Annotated in this window: 7 protein-coding genes; all 7 read left to right on the top strand. The window is 61.5% G+C overall.

All coding sequences use genetic code 11. From position 1 onward, the window contains the following. The first annotated feature begins 54 nt into the window (after window positions 1-54). Complete coding sequence (locus RBB46_RS09360) at window positions 55-2,214, top strand: ParB/RepB/Spo0J family partition protein (RefSeq protein WP_306028706.1); 2,160 nt, start codon at window positions 55-57, stop codon at window positions 2,212-2,214. Window positions 2,215-2,668: 454 nt separating this feature from the next. Beyond that, window positions 2,669-2,833 (top strand): hypothetical protein, encoded by a 165-nt coding sequence (locus RBB46_RS09355; protein WP_306028705.1) that lies wholly within the window; start codon window positions 2,669-2,671, stop codon window positions 2,831-2,833. A gap of 280 nt (window positions 2,834-3,113) precedes the next feature. After that, entirely contained in the window at window positions 3,114-7,466 is a 4,353-nt protein-coding gene (locus RBB46_RS09350) for a strawberry notch family protein (RefSeq protein ID WP_306028704.1), read from the top strand. After that, window positions 7,466-8,500: a toprim domain-containing protein gene (locus tag RBB46_RS09345; protein WP_306028703.1), complete on the top strand. Its 1,035-nt coding sequence runs from the start codon at window positions 7,466-7,468 to the stop codon at window positions 8,498-8,500. The genes RBB46_RS09350 and RBB46_RS09345 overlap by 1 nt, the downstream gene beginning before the upstream one ends. Window positions 8,501-8,818: 318 nt before the next feature. Beyond that, window positions 8,819-9,754: a DUF2493 domain-containing protein gene (locus RBB46_RS09340; protein ID WP_306028702.1), complete on the top strand. Its 936-nt coding sequence runs from the start codon at window positions 8,819-8,821 to the stop codon at window positions 9,752-9,754. A 158-nt stretch (window positions 9,755-9,912) separates the two neighbouring features. Continuing rightward, a complete protein-coding gene (locus tag RBB46_RS09335; RefSeq protein WP_306028701.1) occupies window positions 9,913-10,329 on the top strand; it encodes a hypothetical protein in 417 nt (138 codons plus the stop codon). A gap of 708 nt (window positions 10,330-11,037) precedes the next feature. Next, window positions 11,038-11,439, top strand: coding sequence for a single-stranded DNA-binding protein (locus tag RBB46_RS09330; protein ID WP_306028700.1), 402 nt, complete (start codon window positions 11,038-11,040; stop codon window positions 11,437-11,439). Window positions 11,440-17,626: the final 6,187 nt, after the last annotated feature.

Here is a 17,626-nt window from a genome sequence, read left to right as displayed (position 1 = left end):
ACGGGTTGAATGTTGAGAGAGAGGCTCTCGGCGCCCGTCGCGGAGACTACCCTGATGGCAACTGCAAATCAGAAACTCACCCTGTCGCCCTCGCGCGATATTCCCTTCAACAAGCTCGTTCTCAGTCAGTCCAACGTCCGGCGTATCAAAGCCGGCGTTTCTGTCGAGGAACTGGCCGAGGATATCGCCCGCCGCGGCACACTCCTCCAGAGCCTCAATGTCCGCCCTTTGCTCGATGAGGCTGGCCACGAGACCGGCATGTTCGAGGTGCCGGCCGGCGGCCGTCGCTATCAGGCCCTGGCAATCCTCGTGAAGCAAAAGCGTCTGGCAAAGACCGCGCCGGTGCCCTGTGTCGTCCGCGATCCGGCGACAAACATCCTCGCCGAGGACGACAGTCTGGCCGAAAACACTCAGCGTGTTGCACTCCATCCCCTCGACCAGTTCCGCGCCTTCTTTGACATGCGCGAAAAAGGCATGAGCGAGGAGGAGATCGCGGCGGCCTTCTTCACCACGGTCCAGGTCGTCAGGCAACGGCTTCGCCTTGCCACTGTGTCTCCCGTGCTGCTCGACGTCTATGCCGAGGACGGCATGACGCTGGAGATGCTGATGGCCTTCACCGTCAATCCCGAGCATGTCCGTCAGGAGCAGGTCTGGGAGAATATCCGCAATTCCTGGCAGAAAGAGCCGTGGCAGATCCGGCGTATGCTCACTGAAACCTCGGTGCCTTCTTCCGACAAGCGCGCCCGTTTCATCGGCCTTGAAGCTTATGAGGCGGCGGGTGGAGCCGTCTTGCGTGACCTCTTCTCCCAGGACAATGACGGCTGGCTGGAGGACGTCGCCCTGCTCGACCGCTTGGTGGACGAAAAGCTGAAACGTATGGCTGACGAGATTGCCGGCGACGGTTGGCGGTGGATCGAAGCTTCGGTCGAGCTCCCCTATGGTCACGCCAACGGCCTGCGCAAACTCACCGGCACGATGCAGGACCTCATAGACGAGGAACGGGCGGCCCGCGAGGCACTCCGCAACGAGTATGACGATCTCGAGTCGGAATACACGGAGGCCAGCGATCTGCCCGACGAGGTCGATCGGCGTCTCGCGGAGATCGAGGCCGCGCTTGAGGCTTTCGAGAACCGTCCCGTCAGCTTCGATCCGGACGAAATCGCCCGCGCCGGTGTCTTCCTCAGCATCGGCCGGGACGGTGAACTCGTCGTCGATCGCGGCTATGTCCGTCCAGAGGATGAGCTTGACGTCGCCGTTGAGGGCAGTGGCTCCGGGAACGGTGGTGAGGCCGACATCGACCGCGCCGATGCCGATGTCGATCCTTCTGCCCGGCACGCTGTCATCACCATCGGCAGCCAGCCGACGGATACGGATGACGATGAAGGCGAAGTCATCAAGCCGCTGCCGGAACGCCTGGTGACGGAGCTGACGGCCGAGCGGACGTTGGCGCTGCGCGACAGGCTGGCGAACAATCCGTCCGTCGCGTTCCTGGCCGTGCTGCACAAGTTTTGCCGGGACGTCTTCTCTCGCTACATGACCTATAGCCCGGCCATGGAAGTCTCGGTGCGCAACACCGGCTTCTCCCTGCAAGCACCTGGCTTGAAGGACATTCCGGCGGCACAGGCTATCGAGGAACGCCACAAGGCCTGGGAGGCACGTATGCCGGACGACGAGGCCGCCCTCTGGGATTGGCTCGCTTCTCTTGAAGGCACCGAGCAGGCGGAGCTCTTCGCTCATTGCGCGGCTTTCGGGGTCAATGCCCTTTACGAGAAGGCCGACCGCTACGGCGGTGGCACCGTCACCGTGCACGGCATCCAGCAACGTCTCGCTGAGGCGGATCGCCTCGCGCGCGCTGTCGACCTCGACATGGTGGAAGCCGGCTGGACGCCGACGGTCGAGAACTATCTCGGCCGGGTCACCAAGCCTCGCATCCTCGAAGCCGTGCGCGAGGGGGCGGGCGAGCGTGCCGCCGAGCTGATCGACCATCTCAAGAAGGGCGATATGGCCAGGGAGGCTGAACGCCTGCTGGCCGGCACCGGCTGGTTGCCGGAACCGCTGCGCATGACGGACGATTGCGAAGCCGCGCCGGTCGAGACGGAAGGTGAGGAGGACGGAGCAGATGAGGCTCTTCCGGCATTCCTCGGCGATGATGACGGAGAGGACGATAAGGCGGATGCCGACGAGGAGGATGCTGCCCTTGTGGCGGCCGAGTAATGCGATCCCGCCCCGGAGCTGCAAGGCTCCGGGGTTTTTTCATGGTGGCCTTGTTCGGGCAGCAATTACCGGACCGATAAGCGAACCGAGCCCCATCAGGTCCATTGTGCTCCATTGGAGATGGCTGGGTTGCCTGACTCATGTCTTCACTCCTGCCCATTGTTGCATTCCCACTTGATCGGCTGGCAGAGGACAGAGGTGGCCGTGCAAACGCATTTACGCCTTGCCGGCTTCTGACAGATACGGAAAACCTTCCCCCGCTTCCATTCGCTGACCTTGGCCTGAACGTGGCGTTGTCATTCAACCCGCATGGGGTCGGCTTACGCAAAGCGTGCCGCCGCGCGGTGCCGGGGCGGGCCCGAACGCGCGCGGTGATTGCCATCCTCGATCAGACACTTCGGGCGCCTGTCGCGCGGGGGATGGTTCCCCGCCTCCCAAGACAGGAACCGGAACAATGACCCTTCATGACGCCACCGCATACGCCGCCAGCCTCGCCGCCACGCTGATGGTTTCCATCGTCGTATTCCAGGCCGGTGACGGGTCCTTCGGTGCCGTGACCGCCGACGAAATCGACGGCGACGAGGTGGCTGTGATGATCGAGATCGATCCCTTCTCTTGAGGCGAAGGCCTCATGGCCGGCCGGGGCCGTTGCGTCCCGGTTCCCCGTTCCGCTTGTCCATAGCGCCGCGGCGGGGCCGTGGGCGTTTGAGGAACCAGGCTCGCCTCCTGCTTCCCGAAACCGGCCTTTGACCCGCCTCCAATCTGGTCGCGCCCGCCTTCCTGCGCGACGCGATTTCTTTTGCCCTGAGAGGGAGAGGCCTGCCGGGACGGGGTGAGCCCGGGCGGTCGAGAGAGCGCTGGCCGGGCTTTCCCGATGCTGCTCTCAAGGATCTCCTCTCATGAACATGACCGCACCCGTGACCGTCCCGGTCACGCCGATCGCTCCTGCGCCCACCATCCTGGCCGCCGCCCATGATCTTCTTGAGCATCTCGAACAAGGCCAGCGTGTTGACGCTACCCTGCTGCGCGCCGCAATGGAAACTGCCTTTGGGGCGTCCGATGCGTCGGGCGCCTGGGACTGGAAGAGCGCCTATGACGCCTGCGAGGTAGCGACGGTTCTGTTCCTGCGCAAATACGGAAAGGCGGTTTTCCGTAAAGTAGCAACCCCGGAAGCACGGCTTTCCGTGCTCGATAAGATCATGGCGCTGCTGCCGACGCAGACGCGCCGGTCCGAGAAAAGCCAGGCGCTCCAACAGTTCAGCACGCCTGTTCCCCTTGGCCTTGCCGCGCTGACGGCGGCTTGTGTTTCCGCCGCCGACCTTGTGCTGGAGCCGTCGGCCGGCACCGGCCTGATGGCAGTATTGGCCGAAACCGCCGGAGGATCGCTGATCCTCAACGAGCTTGCGGAAGCCCGCGCCGATGTGCTCTGCTTCCTCTTTCCTGCCGTTTCCGTCACCCGCTTCGACGCCGCCCAGATCGACGATCATCTCGATCCGGCGCTGGTGCCTTCCGTCGTCATCATGAACCCGCCCTTCACGGCGCTCGCGAACGTTTCCGGCCGGGTCGCCGATGCAGGCTTCCGGCACATCGCATCGGCGCTGAGCCGTCTTGCACAGGGCGGGCGCTTGGTGACAATCACCGGGGCAAATGTCGGTCCGGAGCTGCCGGCCTGGCGTGATGCCTTTGCACGCCTGCAGGAGCGCGGCTCTGTCGTGTTCTCCGCCGCGATCGCCGGATCGGCATATGCGAAGCACGGAACGACGTTCCCAACCCGGCTCACAGTCATCGACAAGGTGCCTGCTAAGAATCCAGCCCTGTTCCCGGCCTCGCCAGGCATGGCGCCGGATATCGCCACGCTGCTTAGCTGGCTCGAGCGCCAGGTTCCACCGCGGCCGCCGGTTTCGCTCCCCGAGGTTCCGCGGTCATCGGTCCCCGCTGCAGGCCGAACGGTGCGAGGTGTTCCTGAGCGCTCGGCAAAATCTCGCCCGGCGGGATCTGATATGCCCGACCCCGAGGGCGTCGAGTTAACCTATGAGACCGTCGACTGGACGTCGCCCGATGGTGCCGGGCTCACCGATGCGATTTACGAGGCTTACAGACTGCAGTCGATCCGTATTCCCGGATCTCAGGCTCATCCCACGAAACTGGTGCAGTCGGCGGCGATGGCCTCCGTCGCCCCGCCGAAGCCAGATTACCGGCCGATGCTGCCGGCGAATGTCGTCACCGATGGACTGCTGTCGGACGCGCAGCTCGAAACGGTGATCTACGCGGGCGAGGCTCATTCCGGCCATCTCGCAGGCAGCTGGACCGTCGACGAGACCTTCGATCTCGTCCAGGCAGCGCCCGAAGGGGTTGCCGGCGCTTTCCGCTTCCGCCGGGGCTTCATGCTCGGCGACGGCACCGGCGCGGGCAAGGGCCGCCAGTCGGCCGCGATCATCCTCGACAACTGGCTGCGCGGCCGACGCAAGGCCGTCTGGATCTCAAAATCCGACAAGCTGATCGAGGACGCGCAGCGCGACTGGGCAGCGCTCGGCATGGAGCGGCTGCTCGTCACGCCGCTGTCGCGCTTTCCGCAAGGTAGGCCGATCGCGCTCAGCGAAGGCATCCTTTTTACCACCTACGCCACGCTGCGCTCCGACGATCGCGGCAACAAGGTTTCCAGGGTGAAGCAGATCGTCGAATGGTTGCAGTCCGGTCCCGGCGCCGAGGCCGAGAAGGACTTCGATGGAGTGATCATTTTCGACGAAAGCCATGCCATGCAGAACGCCGGTGGCGGCAAGGGCGAGCGCGGGGATGTCGCGCCGTCGCAGCAGGGCCGCGCGGGACTACGCCTGCAGCACGCGCTACCCGATGCTCGCTTCGTCTATGTGTCGGCGACCGGCGCCACCAATGTCCACAATCTTGCCTATGCGCAGCGGCTCGGCCTTTGGGGCGGCGAAGATTTCCCGTTCACGACAAGGGCCGAGTTCGTCGAGGCGATCGAGGAGGGCGGCGTCGCGGCGATGGAGGTGCTGGCCCGCGATCTGAGGTCGCTCGGGCTCTACACCGCCCGCTCACTCTCTTATGACGGCGTCGAATACGAGCTGGTCGAACATGAGCTCACTGCCGAGCAGCGCCGCATTTATGATGCCTATGCCGGTGCCTTCGCCGTTATTCACAACCATCTCGACGCGGCGATGGAGGCCGCCAACATCACAGGCAATCCAGCGGGAGGTGGAGCCACGCTCAATCGGCAGGCCAAATCCGCTGCCCGCTCCGCCTTCGAGAGCGCCAAGCAACGCTTCTTCGGCCATCTCCTGACCTCAATGAAGACGCCCACGCTGATGCGTTCGATCGAAGGCGATCTGGAGGCTGGCCATGCTGCCGTCATCCAGATCGTTTCCACGGGCGAGGCGCTGATGGAGCGGCGGCTCTCCGAAATCCCCACCGAGGAGTGGAACGACGTCCGGGTGGACATCACCCCGCGCGAATATGTTCTCGACTATCTCGCCCATTCCTTCCCGGTGCAGCTCTATGAGCCCTTCACCGACAGCGAGGGCAATCTTTCCTCGCGCCCGGTTACTCGGGACGGTCAACCGGTGGAATGCCGCGAGGCGGTTGCCCGGCGGGACGAGTTGATCGAGCGGCTCGCCGCGCTGCCGCCGGTTCCCGGTGCCCTGGATCAGGTCATCCAGCGCTTTGGCACCGATACGGTTGCCGAGGTGACGGGCCGTTCACGGCGCATCGTGCGGAAGGGCGATTGTCTCGCCGTCGAAAGCCGCGCAGCCTCGGCCAACCTTGCTGAGACGTCCGCCTTCATGGATGACCTCAAGCGCATTCTCGTCTTCTCGGACGCGGGCGGCACCGGGCGCAGCTATCATGCGGATCTCTCGGCAAAGAACCAGCGGCTCCGGGTCCATTACCTGCTCGAGCCCGGCTGGAAGGCCGATGCGGCAATCCAGGGGCTCGGGCGGACAAACCGCACCAATCAGGCGCAGCCGCCGCTCTTCCGGCCCGTCTCCACGGATGTGAAGGCGGAAAAGCGGTTCCTTTCGACCATCGCCCGCCGGCTCGACACGCTCGGCGCCATCACCCGCGGCCAGCGCCAGACCGGCGGGCAGGGGCTGTTCCGCCCTGAGGACAATCTCGAAAGCTTCTATGCCCGCGATGCGCTGCGCCAGCTCTATCTAATGATCGTGCGCGGCAAGGTCGAGGGCTGCCCGCTTGAGCGGTTCGAGACCGCCACCGGCCTGAAGCTGACGGATGCGTCCGGCATCAGGGATGATCTGCCGCCGATCACCACCTTCCTCAACCGACTGCTGGCGCTGACGATCGAGCTTCAAGGCATCCTCTTTGCCGCCTTCGAGCAATTGCTCGATGCCAGGATCGAGGGGGCGATCGCCAGCGGCACTTATGATCTCGGGTTGGAGACACTGACGGCCGAGAGCTTTGTGGTCACCGATCGCCGGACGATCCATACCCATCCGGCGACCGGCGCGGAGACCCGGCTTCTCACCATCGCCGAGAAGCGCCGCAACCAGCCGATGCCGCTCGACGAAGCGTTTGCCCGCGCGGGCGCGGAGCCCGGTGCCAGGCTGCTCGTCAACGGCAAGTCAGGGCGGGCGGCCGTTCAGGTGCCGGCGCCGTCCATGATGCTCGACGATGGTGAGATCGAGCGCCGTGTCCGGCTGGTCCGGCCGATGGAGCGCAGCCACCTCTCTTTCCAGGCGCTGACCGGCAGCTATTGGCGCGAGGTGGACCGGGACACCTTCGCGTCAGCCTGGAGCCATGAACTGTCGGAGGTTCCGGAATTCACCGAGACCACGCTGCACATGGTCAGCGGTCTGCTCCTGCCGGTCTGGAAGCGTCTGCCAAATGAGTCGACACGGGTCTATCGGCTGCAGACCGACGAGGGCGAGCGCATCATCGGCCGCCGTGTCTCGCCCGCCTGGGCGGCCAATGCAGCTGCTACCGGGTCGGTGACGCTGTCTCCCGATGAAGCCCATGCCGCACTGATCGCCGGTCAGACGATCCTGGGTCTGGCCGAAGGGCTGCAGCTCCGCCGAGTCCGCGTCATGGGAGCGAACCGGATCGAGTTCTCCGGCTTTACGGAAGGCATGCGCGAACGGCTCAAGTCTTACGGGCTCTTCTCGGAGATCATCTCCTGGAAGCTGCGCTTCTTCGTGCCCGCCGACGAGCGCGGCGTGAAAGTGCTCGGCAGGCTGATCGAGACCTGGCCGATCGAGCGCGTCTCGGATCGCGGGGCGGCCTGATGTCCCGGGCTGACGCCTCCGAGCTTGCGGCGCGCCTTGCAAGAGAAGCCGAGGCAGTCTGCCGTCATTACCTGCCGGCCGGACAAAAATCCGGCCGCTACTGGCTGGTGGGGGATGTGTATGGCACACCGGGCCGGTCGATGTTCGTCCGGCTCACGGGGTCGGATCGTGGCAAGGGTGCTGCTGGAAAGTGGACGGATGCCGCGACGGGCGAACATGGCGATCTCCTCGATGTCATCCGTGAAAGCTGCGGGTTCTCCGACTTTCGCGATGTCGCCGGGGAGGCGCGCCGGTTTTTGAGCCTGCCGCGCCCTGAGCTGGAGAAGCAGTCCCGGCAGCTGACGCCGGTCCCGTCCGGTTCTGCCGCGGCCGCACGGCGGCTCTTTGCTATGTCGCAGCCGTTCACCGGAACACTCGTGGAAACGTATCTCCGTAGTCGCGGCATTACGGCTTTGCACGAAACCGCCAACCTGCGCTTCCATCCGGCCTGCTACTACCGGCCGGAGGGCGGCGGCGCGACCCGGCAACTCCCGGCGATGGTCGCCGCCGTCACCGATCTCGCCGGGCGTCAGACCGGCGCGCATCGCACCTGGCTCGCCGCGGACGGCTCGGCCAAGGCGGATGTCGAGACGCCAAGGCGGGCGATGGGAGACCTGCTCGGTCACGGGGTGCGGTTCGGGGTGGCGCAGGACGTGCTCGCCGCCGGCGAGGGGATCGAGACGGTGCTCTCGGTTCGCTCGGTGCTTCCCGGACTGCCCGACCTGGCGGCACTCTCGGCGGCCCATCTTGCCGGCATCCTGTTCCCGAAGGGGCTCCGGCGGCTCTATGTCCTGTGTGACCGCGATCCGGCGGGCGAGGGCGCGCGAAAGGTTCTTTTGGCCAGAGCCGCCGAGGCCGGAATCGAGGCACTGGGGCTGACGCCACGGCTTGGCGACTTCAATGACGATCTGAGGCGCGATGGCATTCAGGTCCTCCGGGAGCTGCTGCGGCTTCAGCTCCATCCCGAGGACGTAGCACGCTTTCTGGCGGCGTGAGGGAGCGGCAGGTCAGGACTGTGACAAGCCGGTTGCCTTCCTCCTGTCATATCCGGGTCTTCCCCATGTCGCGAAAGTCGCCGCCCACGGCCTTCTTGAGAGGGCAGGCGGCCCACAAACGGGAAGGCCGGGCAATGGCCGCGCTCCGGCTATTTTCCGCCGCGCCTCCAGGGAGGCTCTTTGCATCGCGAGACAAAATAGCCGGGCTTGGCCATCAAGGCCCTCGACTTGCTCGGGCTGCTCGGCCTTCCCGCCCCTGGGCTGGTCGCTGCCACGAAGGCCGCGATGGGCGCGGCTCCCCCGACGAGGAACCCCGAAATGACCTTTTCAAACGATACGGCAGCCAATGAGTCGGTCCACAACTCCTCCCAGACCGGTCACGTCCTCACCGAACTCCAGCTCTACGGCTGGCGTCCGTTCGAGGACGAACCCGATCCGAGGCCGCTCCCGGAGGACAGCATGATTTCCAGCGCCGTCACCGATATCTTCGACGCGCTGATCGCGACACTCGGCGACACGCGCCTCGAACCCGAACTCGACGAACTGCTCTGGGGCACGGTCAATCTCTTCCACCGTGCCACGACGCGCACCGAGCGGGAGCTTGACGACAATGAGCAGGCGCAGCGCCGGCTGCAGCGGGAACAGGATGGCTCGGAGGTGAAGTCCGTCGAGCTGGAGCGCCTGACGGCCGAAGGGCAGAGCCTGATCGAGCGCAGGAACGCGCTGGAGCTCTTCCGGGACCTCGCTGTCGAAGGCTTCGAGCGCCACCAGGGCAAACCCTGGCAACCCCGCAACGGATCGCGGGTCAGCCACCGGAACCTCACTTCGGCGATGATCGACAGCCGGGATTTCCTGGCCGCGAAACGCCGGGCCGCGGCCGAGATGCTACTACCGCAAGGACCGAAGGTCGCCATTACCGGCGGGGTCGACTTCAACGACCACCGCCTGATCTGGTCAAGGCTCGACCAGGTCCATGCCAAGCATCCGGACATGGTGCTGCTGCATGGCGGCTCGCCAAAGGGAACTGAACTGATTGCCGCGAAATGGGCGGACCATCGCAAGGTGCCCCAAGTGGCGTTCCGGCCCGACTGGGCCAAACACGCCAAAGCAGCACCCTTCAAGCGCAACGACGCGATGCTGGACGCGCTCCCGATCGGGGTTCTGGTCTTTCCCGGAACGGGCATTCAGGAAAACCTCGCCGACAAGGCCCGCAAGCTCGGCATCCCTGTCCTGAAATACGAGGGTGGCGCCTGAGCGCCCCCTTTTCGTTTCCGACACCCTTGACCCCGGACGTCGTCCTGGAGTCAACTGACCAGACTTGCAGAACCGGCGAAGCAGCATAGTCGCAGGCGGAGCGTATCCATCGGCAGCCTGTCGTGATCCCTCAAAAATCACCGACGCCGGAGGCTGTCATGACGCTCATTCTGCTCGCCATCTCTCTTTCCGTCGCACTCTGCGTGCTCGCTTTCAACTTCGCGGTCTACGCGCTGCCGGTCATGTTCGGGATCGCGGCGTTCCAGCATGTTCACTCTGCTGGCGCGGGATTTAGCCTGTCGGCGCTCGCCGCACTTGGTAGCGCTGCACTCTCCGTTGGTCTGGTGATCGCGGTCCTGGGCTTTGCCAGGCACCCGTTTCTGCGCCTCGCGGCGCTGGCGATGTTCGCCGCGCCGGCGGCGGTCGCGGGCTATGCGCTGGCCCACGGGCTCGTGAAATACGCCCTCGACTCCGCGATCGTGCTCAACCTCCTCTGCGGCATTTGCGGGTTGATCGTGGCTGTCGCTGCGATGATCAATCTCAGCGCGCTAGGCGAGGATGTGCTGTCGCGGTGAAAGGGCGCAAGCGAAGCCTGTCGAGGTGACTGCCGTCTTGCAAGAGACCCCGGGGTTTGCGCCAAGACCTCGGCACTTCCCGGTCCTATTCGAGCGACGACCGGTATGTGCCCCTGCGCCTTGTTCTGCTGGTCGCGGGCTGGCTGTGGAATTCGCTGAGGCGAAAATCGCTGCGGGTGACCCGCGGGTGTCGCGCGCTGGAACGGGTTGGTGGGTACTGCCCCGGCACCGGATCGGCACTTCACGCATGCCCGCGAACCGCGAACCGCGAACCGCTTGCCGACTGTTTCCGCAAAGGGAGCGGTGCCAGATGTCCAAGCCCGAAACCGTTCTCGCGGTCTCTCCTGCCAGCGGAAAGTCATGGCGTTTGTGGCTGGTCAAGAAGTGAACCATAGCCGCAATTGCCAGTGGGGTGGCCGGGGTTGCCCGTGAAATCCTGCGAGCGGGAATGATGTTTCCGCACCATGTCTCCGAGAAAGCTTTCCCGAAAAACCTGCCCCTCCTCTTCCGTGATCCCCTAAGCCCGTTCGGTCTCGGCCGGCAACCCCCGCGGCGGGACCCGTGTTGACGCGTGCCGCGCCTGCCCGCACCACGTCCCGCCTTGGGGGTCTAGCGGATGCCGAGGCATCCGTGCAGGCCTCGCCCGACGGTCTTGGCCGGGCATCATCGGAGGGACGGTCCCTCCGGTTGAAGCAACGGAGACTGAACATGCAGAACATCGTCATCCTCGCCGGCAACATCGGTCAGGCCCCGGAAACCCGCACCACCCAGGGCGGTACTTCCATCACCCACTTCACCCTCGCCACCTCGCGCCCGCGCTATTCCGAAGGCAAGGTGATCCGCGACGCAGAAGGTCACCGAGTCCAGGACACCGAATGGCACCGCATCACCTGCTTCAACGGTCTCGGTAAGACGGTCCAGCAGTATTGCGAGAAGGGAATGAAGATCCTGGTTCGGGGCCGTATTCACTATTCCAAATGGACCGATCAGGCGGGCGTCGACCGCTACGGCTGCGAGATCATCGCCGAGACAGTCGATTTTCTGAGCGGGGCTAAGCAGACTGAAAACGAAGGCGAGGAGCCCAATGATCAGGACGAAATCCCGTTCTGAGGCGGATGTCTTCGGCCCGGCGGAGCTATCCGCCGGGCTCTTTTTTGGAGTCAAATTGCATTGTCTCCACTTGGCGTCAATCGTATCCGTTGCGAATGACTGAAACGGGGCCGAAATCCGAAAGTCTTGTTTTAACTGTTGCGGTTCAGACGACTGCTATTCACTGGTTAAATTTAATTGGGTAATTGATACTGTGAACAGAATTAACGCGTCGTCGAGAACAATAGGAAAGCATGCCAACTCGAGTAGTCTAGCTGGGATGCAAACCTAGGTCCGGCATGATAAAATCGTCTGGTACTATGACGATGTCCGTAGGATCCACCTTCAGGCACATTTGTGTTGGAGAAATCACCTCGACGACATTGTGAAAATGCGCATCATAATTTTCCGGCAAAAATACACGGTCGTCGCGATCCTTTAAGTCGGCTCTCAGCCATGTGTCAAAGCCGGACAGGTCGAAGAACTCGTCGGAGAAATAGCTGTGCAGTCGCCGGAATAGTTTTGGCCAGATCGCGAGCTGCTGGTACTTTTGGAGCGTCACCTCAAAGGTCTTTCCAGGTATTGACGCGTCGTTCGGATAAAGGCCTTCGCCGTTGCTGCGCGCCTCTCGCGCAATGGCGCCTAGAGCCCGATTGAGGTCAACCGGAAGAGACATGTAGAACAATGGATAGGATTGGCCATTTGCTAGGCTGAGAGCATTGAAGCTCTGTGCAACGCGGGCCGGGTCGAGATGGAGTTCACTTCCGTCCGCTTCTTCGATTTCACCGAAATAGACGAAGGCAACAATGCGGCCGTGACCGTCAAGGCCATTCGAGATGATGTATCCAGGCACTGGGTGGTTTTGAACCGACTGGACCTTGTTGGGCAGGTCATCCCAGAAGGCCACCGGCCCATAGCCAGCGGCTTCGAGAAGAAAATCACGCGAAGCTTCCGCCAGTTCAAGGTTCTGATGCCCGTTGGAAAAATGCGTTTCGAGCGCGTCCAGGCCCTCGAAGCGCAAATTGATCATGTCGCGTCCGTTGAAACCGGGTCTGGGGACACCGGGTCGCCAAAGCGTTTCCACGAAGGACCGATTGTAAGGTTTGAATTTCAGGGTGTCTCCGTCCGGTTCCGGACCTTGTCTTGGAATGTCGGGATAAAAGATATGAAACTCGCCCTTGATCAATTTGTAAGCCATGAAACCTCCCTCAATAGCCGGAACATGATGTTGTCCCGGGTGCCCGGTCTTCGGCAGAACGTCCCTTCCAGCATGTGGCTGCGTGCTGGAAGTACTGGGAAGCGGCCGAAGCTGAAATACAACCTTAGGTGATTAAAACTATCAATGCATGCTACTTTTTAGTGTTATTTTGCGTCAATCTATCCAAGGCTTAGACAGTTTCCCGAATTTCTGCTTATATGGTTATCACAGGTTGTATCGCTTGGGGGCGAATTTGTTATCTCTGTGCGCTGTAGGACAGTTCCGAATACTGGACGAAGACGGGAAAGACCACGCTCCACGCAGCGCGAAGGCGCGCGCGGTTCTCGCGCTCTTATCGGTTGCGCCTGATCAGGCGCGAAGCCGCTCCTGGTTGCAAACGCGGCTATGGAGTGATCGGCAGAGTGCGCAGGCCGCAGGAAGTCTGCGCAGAGCCTTGAGCGACATCAGAACTGCACTCGGTCCTCATCGAGATATATTGCTTACCGACGGCTCAGTCGTTTCGTTGGACCGGGATCGGATCAAGATTGATTTCTCGACACCGCCGGCGGACTCTCATGTCACTCTTCGCGCGGATGTCTTTGAAGGTCTGGACGAAATCAAGGATCGTGAATTTGAGCATCTGCTGCGTGACATTCGAGTGCTGCTCGGGAAAAACGCCGACCCGGTCCCTGACTTTACGGCGCCCCGGAGCGACAAGCCCGTAATCCTCCTTGAATTCGTGTCGGGCGGCGAGAGCGACAACCAGTTGATCCTGCAACTCGCAAGGGACAGGCTGCACAATCAGCTCTCGGAACATGACATCGTTGTCATTGCTGGAACGGGCTTTGTCCTGGAAGGCTCGAACAGGAACCGCAATTGCGTTGCGCTTCGCGTCTGCGTCAATTCCGCGGATGACGCGACCTACATGTCCTTCTCGACCTTCCTGCCGACCAGCGGAATGCAGCTCTGGTCCGAGGGCGCGCTGGTGCCGGCCCTTTTTGCGGACGCGGCAACATCCCTCAGCTTCGACAGGTTCTGTTTTCGCGCGTCCGAGAAAGTTCTGGACGCGATTTCTGACCCGAAATCCGAACTCTCCGCCACCCAGTTCGCTTCCGTGCTGGCGCGCCGTGCGCACAGAAGGATCTTCCAGCTGGACTGGGACAGTCTGGCATCCGCGGATCAACTGCTTCAGCGTGCCTTCGAGATCACGCCGCATGGAGCGCATCTCGCCTGGAGGGCCTTCCTGAGAAACCTTGCCTTTTTCCAGCATCGCCGCCTCGATTTCGGGCAAGGCGCAAGCCTGCAGGAACTGGCCGTTGAAGCCTATAGGTTTTCGCCGGAGAGCGTGACGGTTCAGGCGATTGCCTCACAACTTGAATATGTTCACAAAGGCGACACGCGCACGTCGCTGCAACTCTCGCAAAGCGCTGTCAACGCGAATGCCTCGAATCCGCTCAGCTGGGCCATGTATTCTAACGCCCTTGCGGTTAATGGCGCGCAGACAGACAGCTATGCAGCTGCCGAGCGGTCCGTGAGGCTTGCCACCGGCAGTTACCAGCAATTTTTCTTCGAGCATTTTGCCTGCATGGCCGCTGCCTCGCTTGCCGAATACGACAAGGCGCTCACGCACGCCAGAATGTCGCTGTTCATGAAGCCGGAATTTGTCTCGGTGAGGCGCTATGAAATCGCACTGACCCTGAGACAGCACGATGCGCCGGCTTCGGACAGGTCAATCACGTCCATGCAGCGATACGAGCCTGATTTCACAGCATCGAAATTTCTTGACCCGACCTATCCAGTTACAACCCTGCGGCGTTTGCCGCTGATGGAGGAAATTCAGCAACCGTCCGGTTTTTAGCAATTTTCAAGGAGGACGTCATGACAAGCACACCGCCGCTTCCAGCCCGGTTCGATCAGAAAACACTTGATCTGATAGAAAGCGTGTTGAATTCAAATCATCTGTTTTACAGACGTTTCGACGGTACGAAGTCCTTTGCGGACGAGGCAATTGAAGCGTTCAGGAACCATCTTGATATCGACTACGTCGCGACGACGTCCTCGGGCACGGCCAGCATTCATACCGCTCTCGCCAGCCTCGAAATCGATGCGGGTATGGAAGTCGTCGTACCGCCGATTACGGATGTCGGCGGGCTGATGCCCGTGATCTTCCAGAACCTCATTCCGGTCTTTGCCGATGTAGACCGGGACAGCGGAATGGTGACTGCTGAAACAATCCAGGCTGCGCTTACCGAGCACACCAAAGCTGTCATCGTAATGCACCATTCGGGAACGCCTGTTGACCTGGATCCGATCCTTGCACTTTGCAATGAAAAAAACATCCCGGTGATCGAGGATGCGGCGCAGGCACTTGGCGCGACATACAAGGGAAAACCCTGTGGTACGCTCGGGACTCTCGGAGCATTCAGTCTCAATCACTGGAAACATGTCACTGCTGGTGAGGGAGGCTTCGTTGCCACCCGGGACCGGGCACTGTTTGAAAAGTGTCACCACTTTGCCGACAAATACTGGGATCGGCTCAATTCGCTGGACTCAGGCAAGAACGTCAAGAACCATCGCATCGGCCTAAATTACAGGCTGAACGAACTTGAAAGCGCTCTTGCGCTTGACCAATTGCCGAGGCTTGCCGATCTCGTGGCACACCGGAAGGCCGCAGGTGATGCCTTACGCTACCTGCTGGCGGGACTTCCCGGTGTCGTGCCCCAATCAGACCCCCAGGACTCCTCTTCTTCCTATTTCTTGTTTACTTTCCGTCTTGCAGACTACGCGACACGGGAAGCCGTCATTGAAAGCCTTCTGCTTGACGCCAGCGGCAGATGGGATGCGTCGCGGGGATATCAAAACCTGCTTCACCGCTATCCCGTCGTTCAGCAGAAGGCATTTTTCCCGGGCGGCGTATGGCCTGCGGAAGTCGTTTCGGGACGGAAGTACGATTACAACAATATCCAACTCCCGAACGCCGAGTTCTACCATGATACCTCCATTTGCATGACCCTCCACCAGGGGTTCACGCACGAACATGTCAAGGAGATTGCAGGCCGCGTGGAGTCCGCCCTGCCTTGATTACGGGCTCCGGAGATTACTCCTCCCAGTCTTTTCCTTCAATCACAAGGGGGAGGAAGCGTGCTGATCGTGCGGGTGACCTGGTAAGCGGCACCTGACGTCAACCTCAAAAGGGCTAGCGGCGGATATTGGCGCCCTTGGGGGCTGGAATCTTTATATACAGATCCTGGTAGGTGCCGGTTTCAGAACCTTTCAGGTAGGGGCCGTTGGATTTGGTGTAGCTCCCCGTGAAGGTGTTGGAAACTCGGGCCGAATTCAGCCAATCGACGTAGAACTGAAGGCTTTTGGCGAGTTGCAGAGAATAGTCCAGGGGCAGGTAGCCAGGCTCGTAGGACACGTCCCCTCTTCGATTGGTGAAAAACTTCGTGAAAAGAGAATTCACCTCGCACGGTTCCCCTACTTTTGGGGCAGCAGTTCCACATGCGTGCCATGGCAGCTTGTCTTCGCCCGGGCGTTTTAGAATGCTTTCGTCTTTCTTGTGACCGACCGCCTGGGCCGAGTGACAGGATGTGCAACCGGATTTCCAGTTGTCAACCGGGCCATTCAACCGCCCGTGTAGGCCAAGCCATTCGCGGCCTTCAGAGCGGAACAGGTCGGCGACTTCCGGGTTGACCCAGCCCTCACGTAATGGGACCTGCCACCACTTCGAGGGCTCGAGACCAGCCAGGTCCTGTTCTTCCCGTTGAGGATCGTTACCCCATTGGAGCCCGACCGGATTCAGTCTTTCCCAGACGTTCGTGATCTTGTCATCATACATGTAGACGAACGTCCCGAAAGTCCATCCGGTCGGATTGCCGGAACGCGTGTCCTTGACGGCGATGTCAAGCTGGAGCAGTCGGAGTTCGTGCACATCCTGTAAATAGCCGGCGTCGCAGAAATCTCTTTCTGGTTCTTGCGGTGTCGGAAAGATATAGGCTTTCCATCTCGGCGCCTCCTTGAGAAAGGGAACCTGCTCGGCAGTGGCAGTAGTGAAGAGCAGCTTGAAGGACACCGTGCCTTCCGGGAAGTCGATATCGACCGGTTCCGCCGGTTCGGAAGGACAGGTTGCAGCTTCGATCCAGGACTTCCAGACCTGGCCGATCTGGTAGCCACCGGGTGCGTTGTAGAAACCTACCGCCCAGGAATCCGTTTGCCTCTTCTGCTGGGAGTGCAGCACACCCGGTGCAGAACAGAGTTCCCTGGTCAGGCCGCGCAGAGGTTCCCGGCCATTGACGTTATCGAAATGCATCCAGGGCGCATAATACCAGTCACGCACCTCGTTTTTCTCGACGCGCCAATCAACCTCCCTGTTTCCTTCCATTACATAGGAGAGCACAGCCGCTAGGTAGCCTCTGGACTGGTCCGCTCGTTCCTGAAACGACCTTGCCTTGAAGGGGTCGAACTTCAGCCAGGGCCCATCTTCCACCTCGGGTTCGGTCTGCGGAAAATCGATCTTCAATTGGTAGGGCTCATATCCCGAAGGCGGTGCCAGGAGTGACGGGCACGCCATCAGCTGCTCGGCCCGGCACTTGAGATCTTTCTGGCCACACACACTGAGGTCCACTGCCGGACAATGCTCCTTCGGCATCCTAAAGCCGGCACACACCTCCTCTGCATCGGCAGACGTTTCGATGCCGACCGCAATCAGCAAACCGCAGACAAGCAACGGCATGCGCGGAGAGAAGGAAAATGAAGACCTGGAAATCATTGTTAGGCCCATCCGGTTGGCTATCTAGTTTCAAATTGCTTCTGGTTCGGCATTTCAGGCAGCAAGCATACACTCTCGTGACAAGGGCTCGTGAACCAGCCCTTGCCTCAGGGCAGTATAAGACCGATATCCATGCAATTTTTAGCAGCAATTCCCTGAATTTGCACTTTTCACGCAATTTTCACACACCACTCATGACGCACTCATTCTGCGCTCACAGCACTTCGATCATGCTTTCCGCA

The organism is Stappia sp. MMSF_3263, assembly GCF_030733745.1.
GTDB lineage: Bacteria > Pseudomonadota > Alphaproteobacteria > Rhizobiales > Stappiaceae > Stappia.
This window is presented reverse-complemented; position numbering and strand designations above follow the sequence as displayed.

Bases quoted from the DNA above. Each gene is read 5' to 3' on its own strand.
- RBB46_RS09355 (WP_306028705.1), top strand. From the start codon at position 2,669: ATGACCCTTCATGACGCCACCGCATACGCCGCCAGCCTCGCCGCCACG.
- RBB46_RS09340 (WP_306028702.1), top strand. From the start codon at position 8,819: ATGACCTTTTCAAACGATACGGCAGCCAATGAGTCGGTCCACAACTCC.
- RBB46_RS09335 (WP_306028701.1), top strand. From the start codon at position 9,913: ATGACGCTCATTCTGCTCGCCATCTCTCTTTCCGTCGCACTCTGCGTG.
- RBB46_RS09330 (WP_306028700.1), top strand. From the start codon at position 11,038: ATGCAGAACATCGTCATCCTCGCCGGCAACATCGGTCAGGCCCCGGAA.
- RBB46_RS09350 (WP_306028704.1), top strand. From the start codon at position 3,114: ATGAACATGACCGCACCCGTGACCGTCCCGGTCACGCCGATCGCTCCT.
- RBB46_RS09360 (WP_306028706.1), top strand. From the start codon at position 55: ATGGCAACTGCAAATCAGAAACTCACCCTGTCGCCCTCGCGCGATATT.
- RBB46_RS09345 (WP_306028703.1), top strand. From the start codon at position 7,466: ATGTCCCGGGCTGACGCCTCCGAGCTTGCGGCGCGCCTTGCAAGAGAA.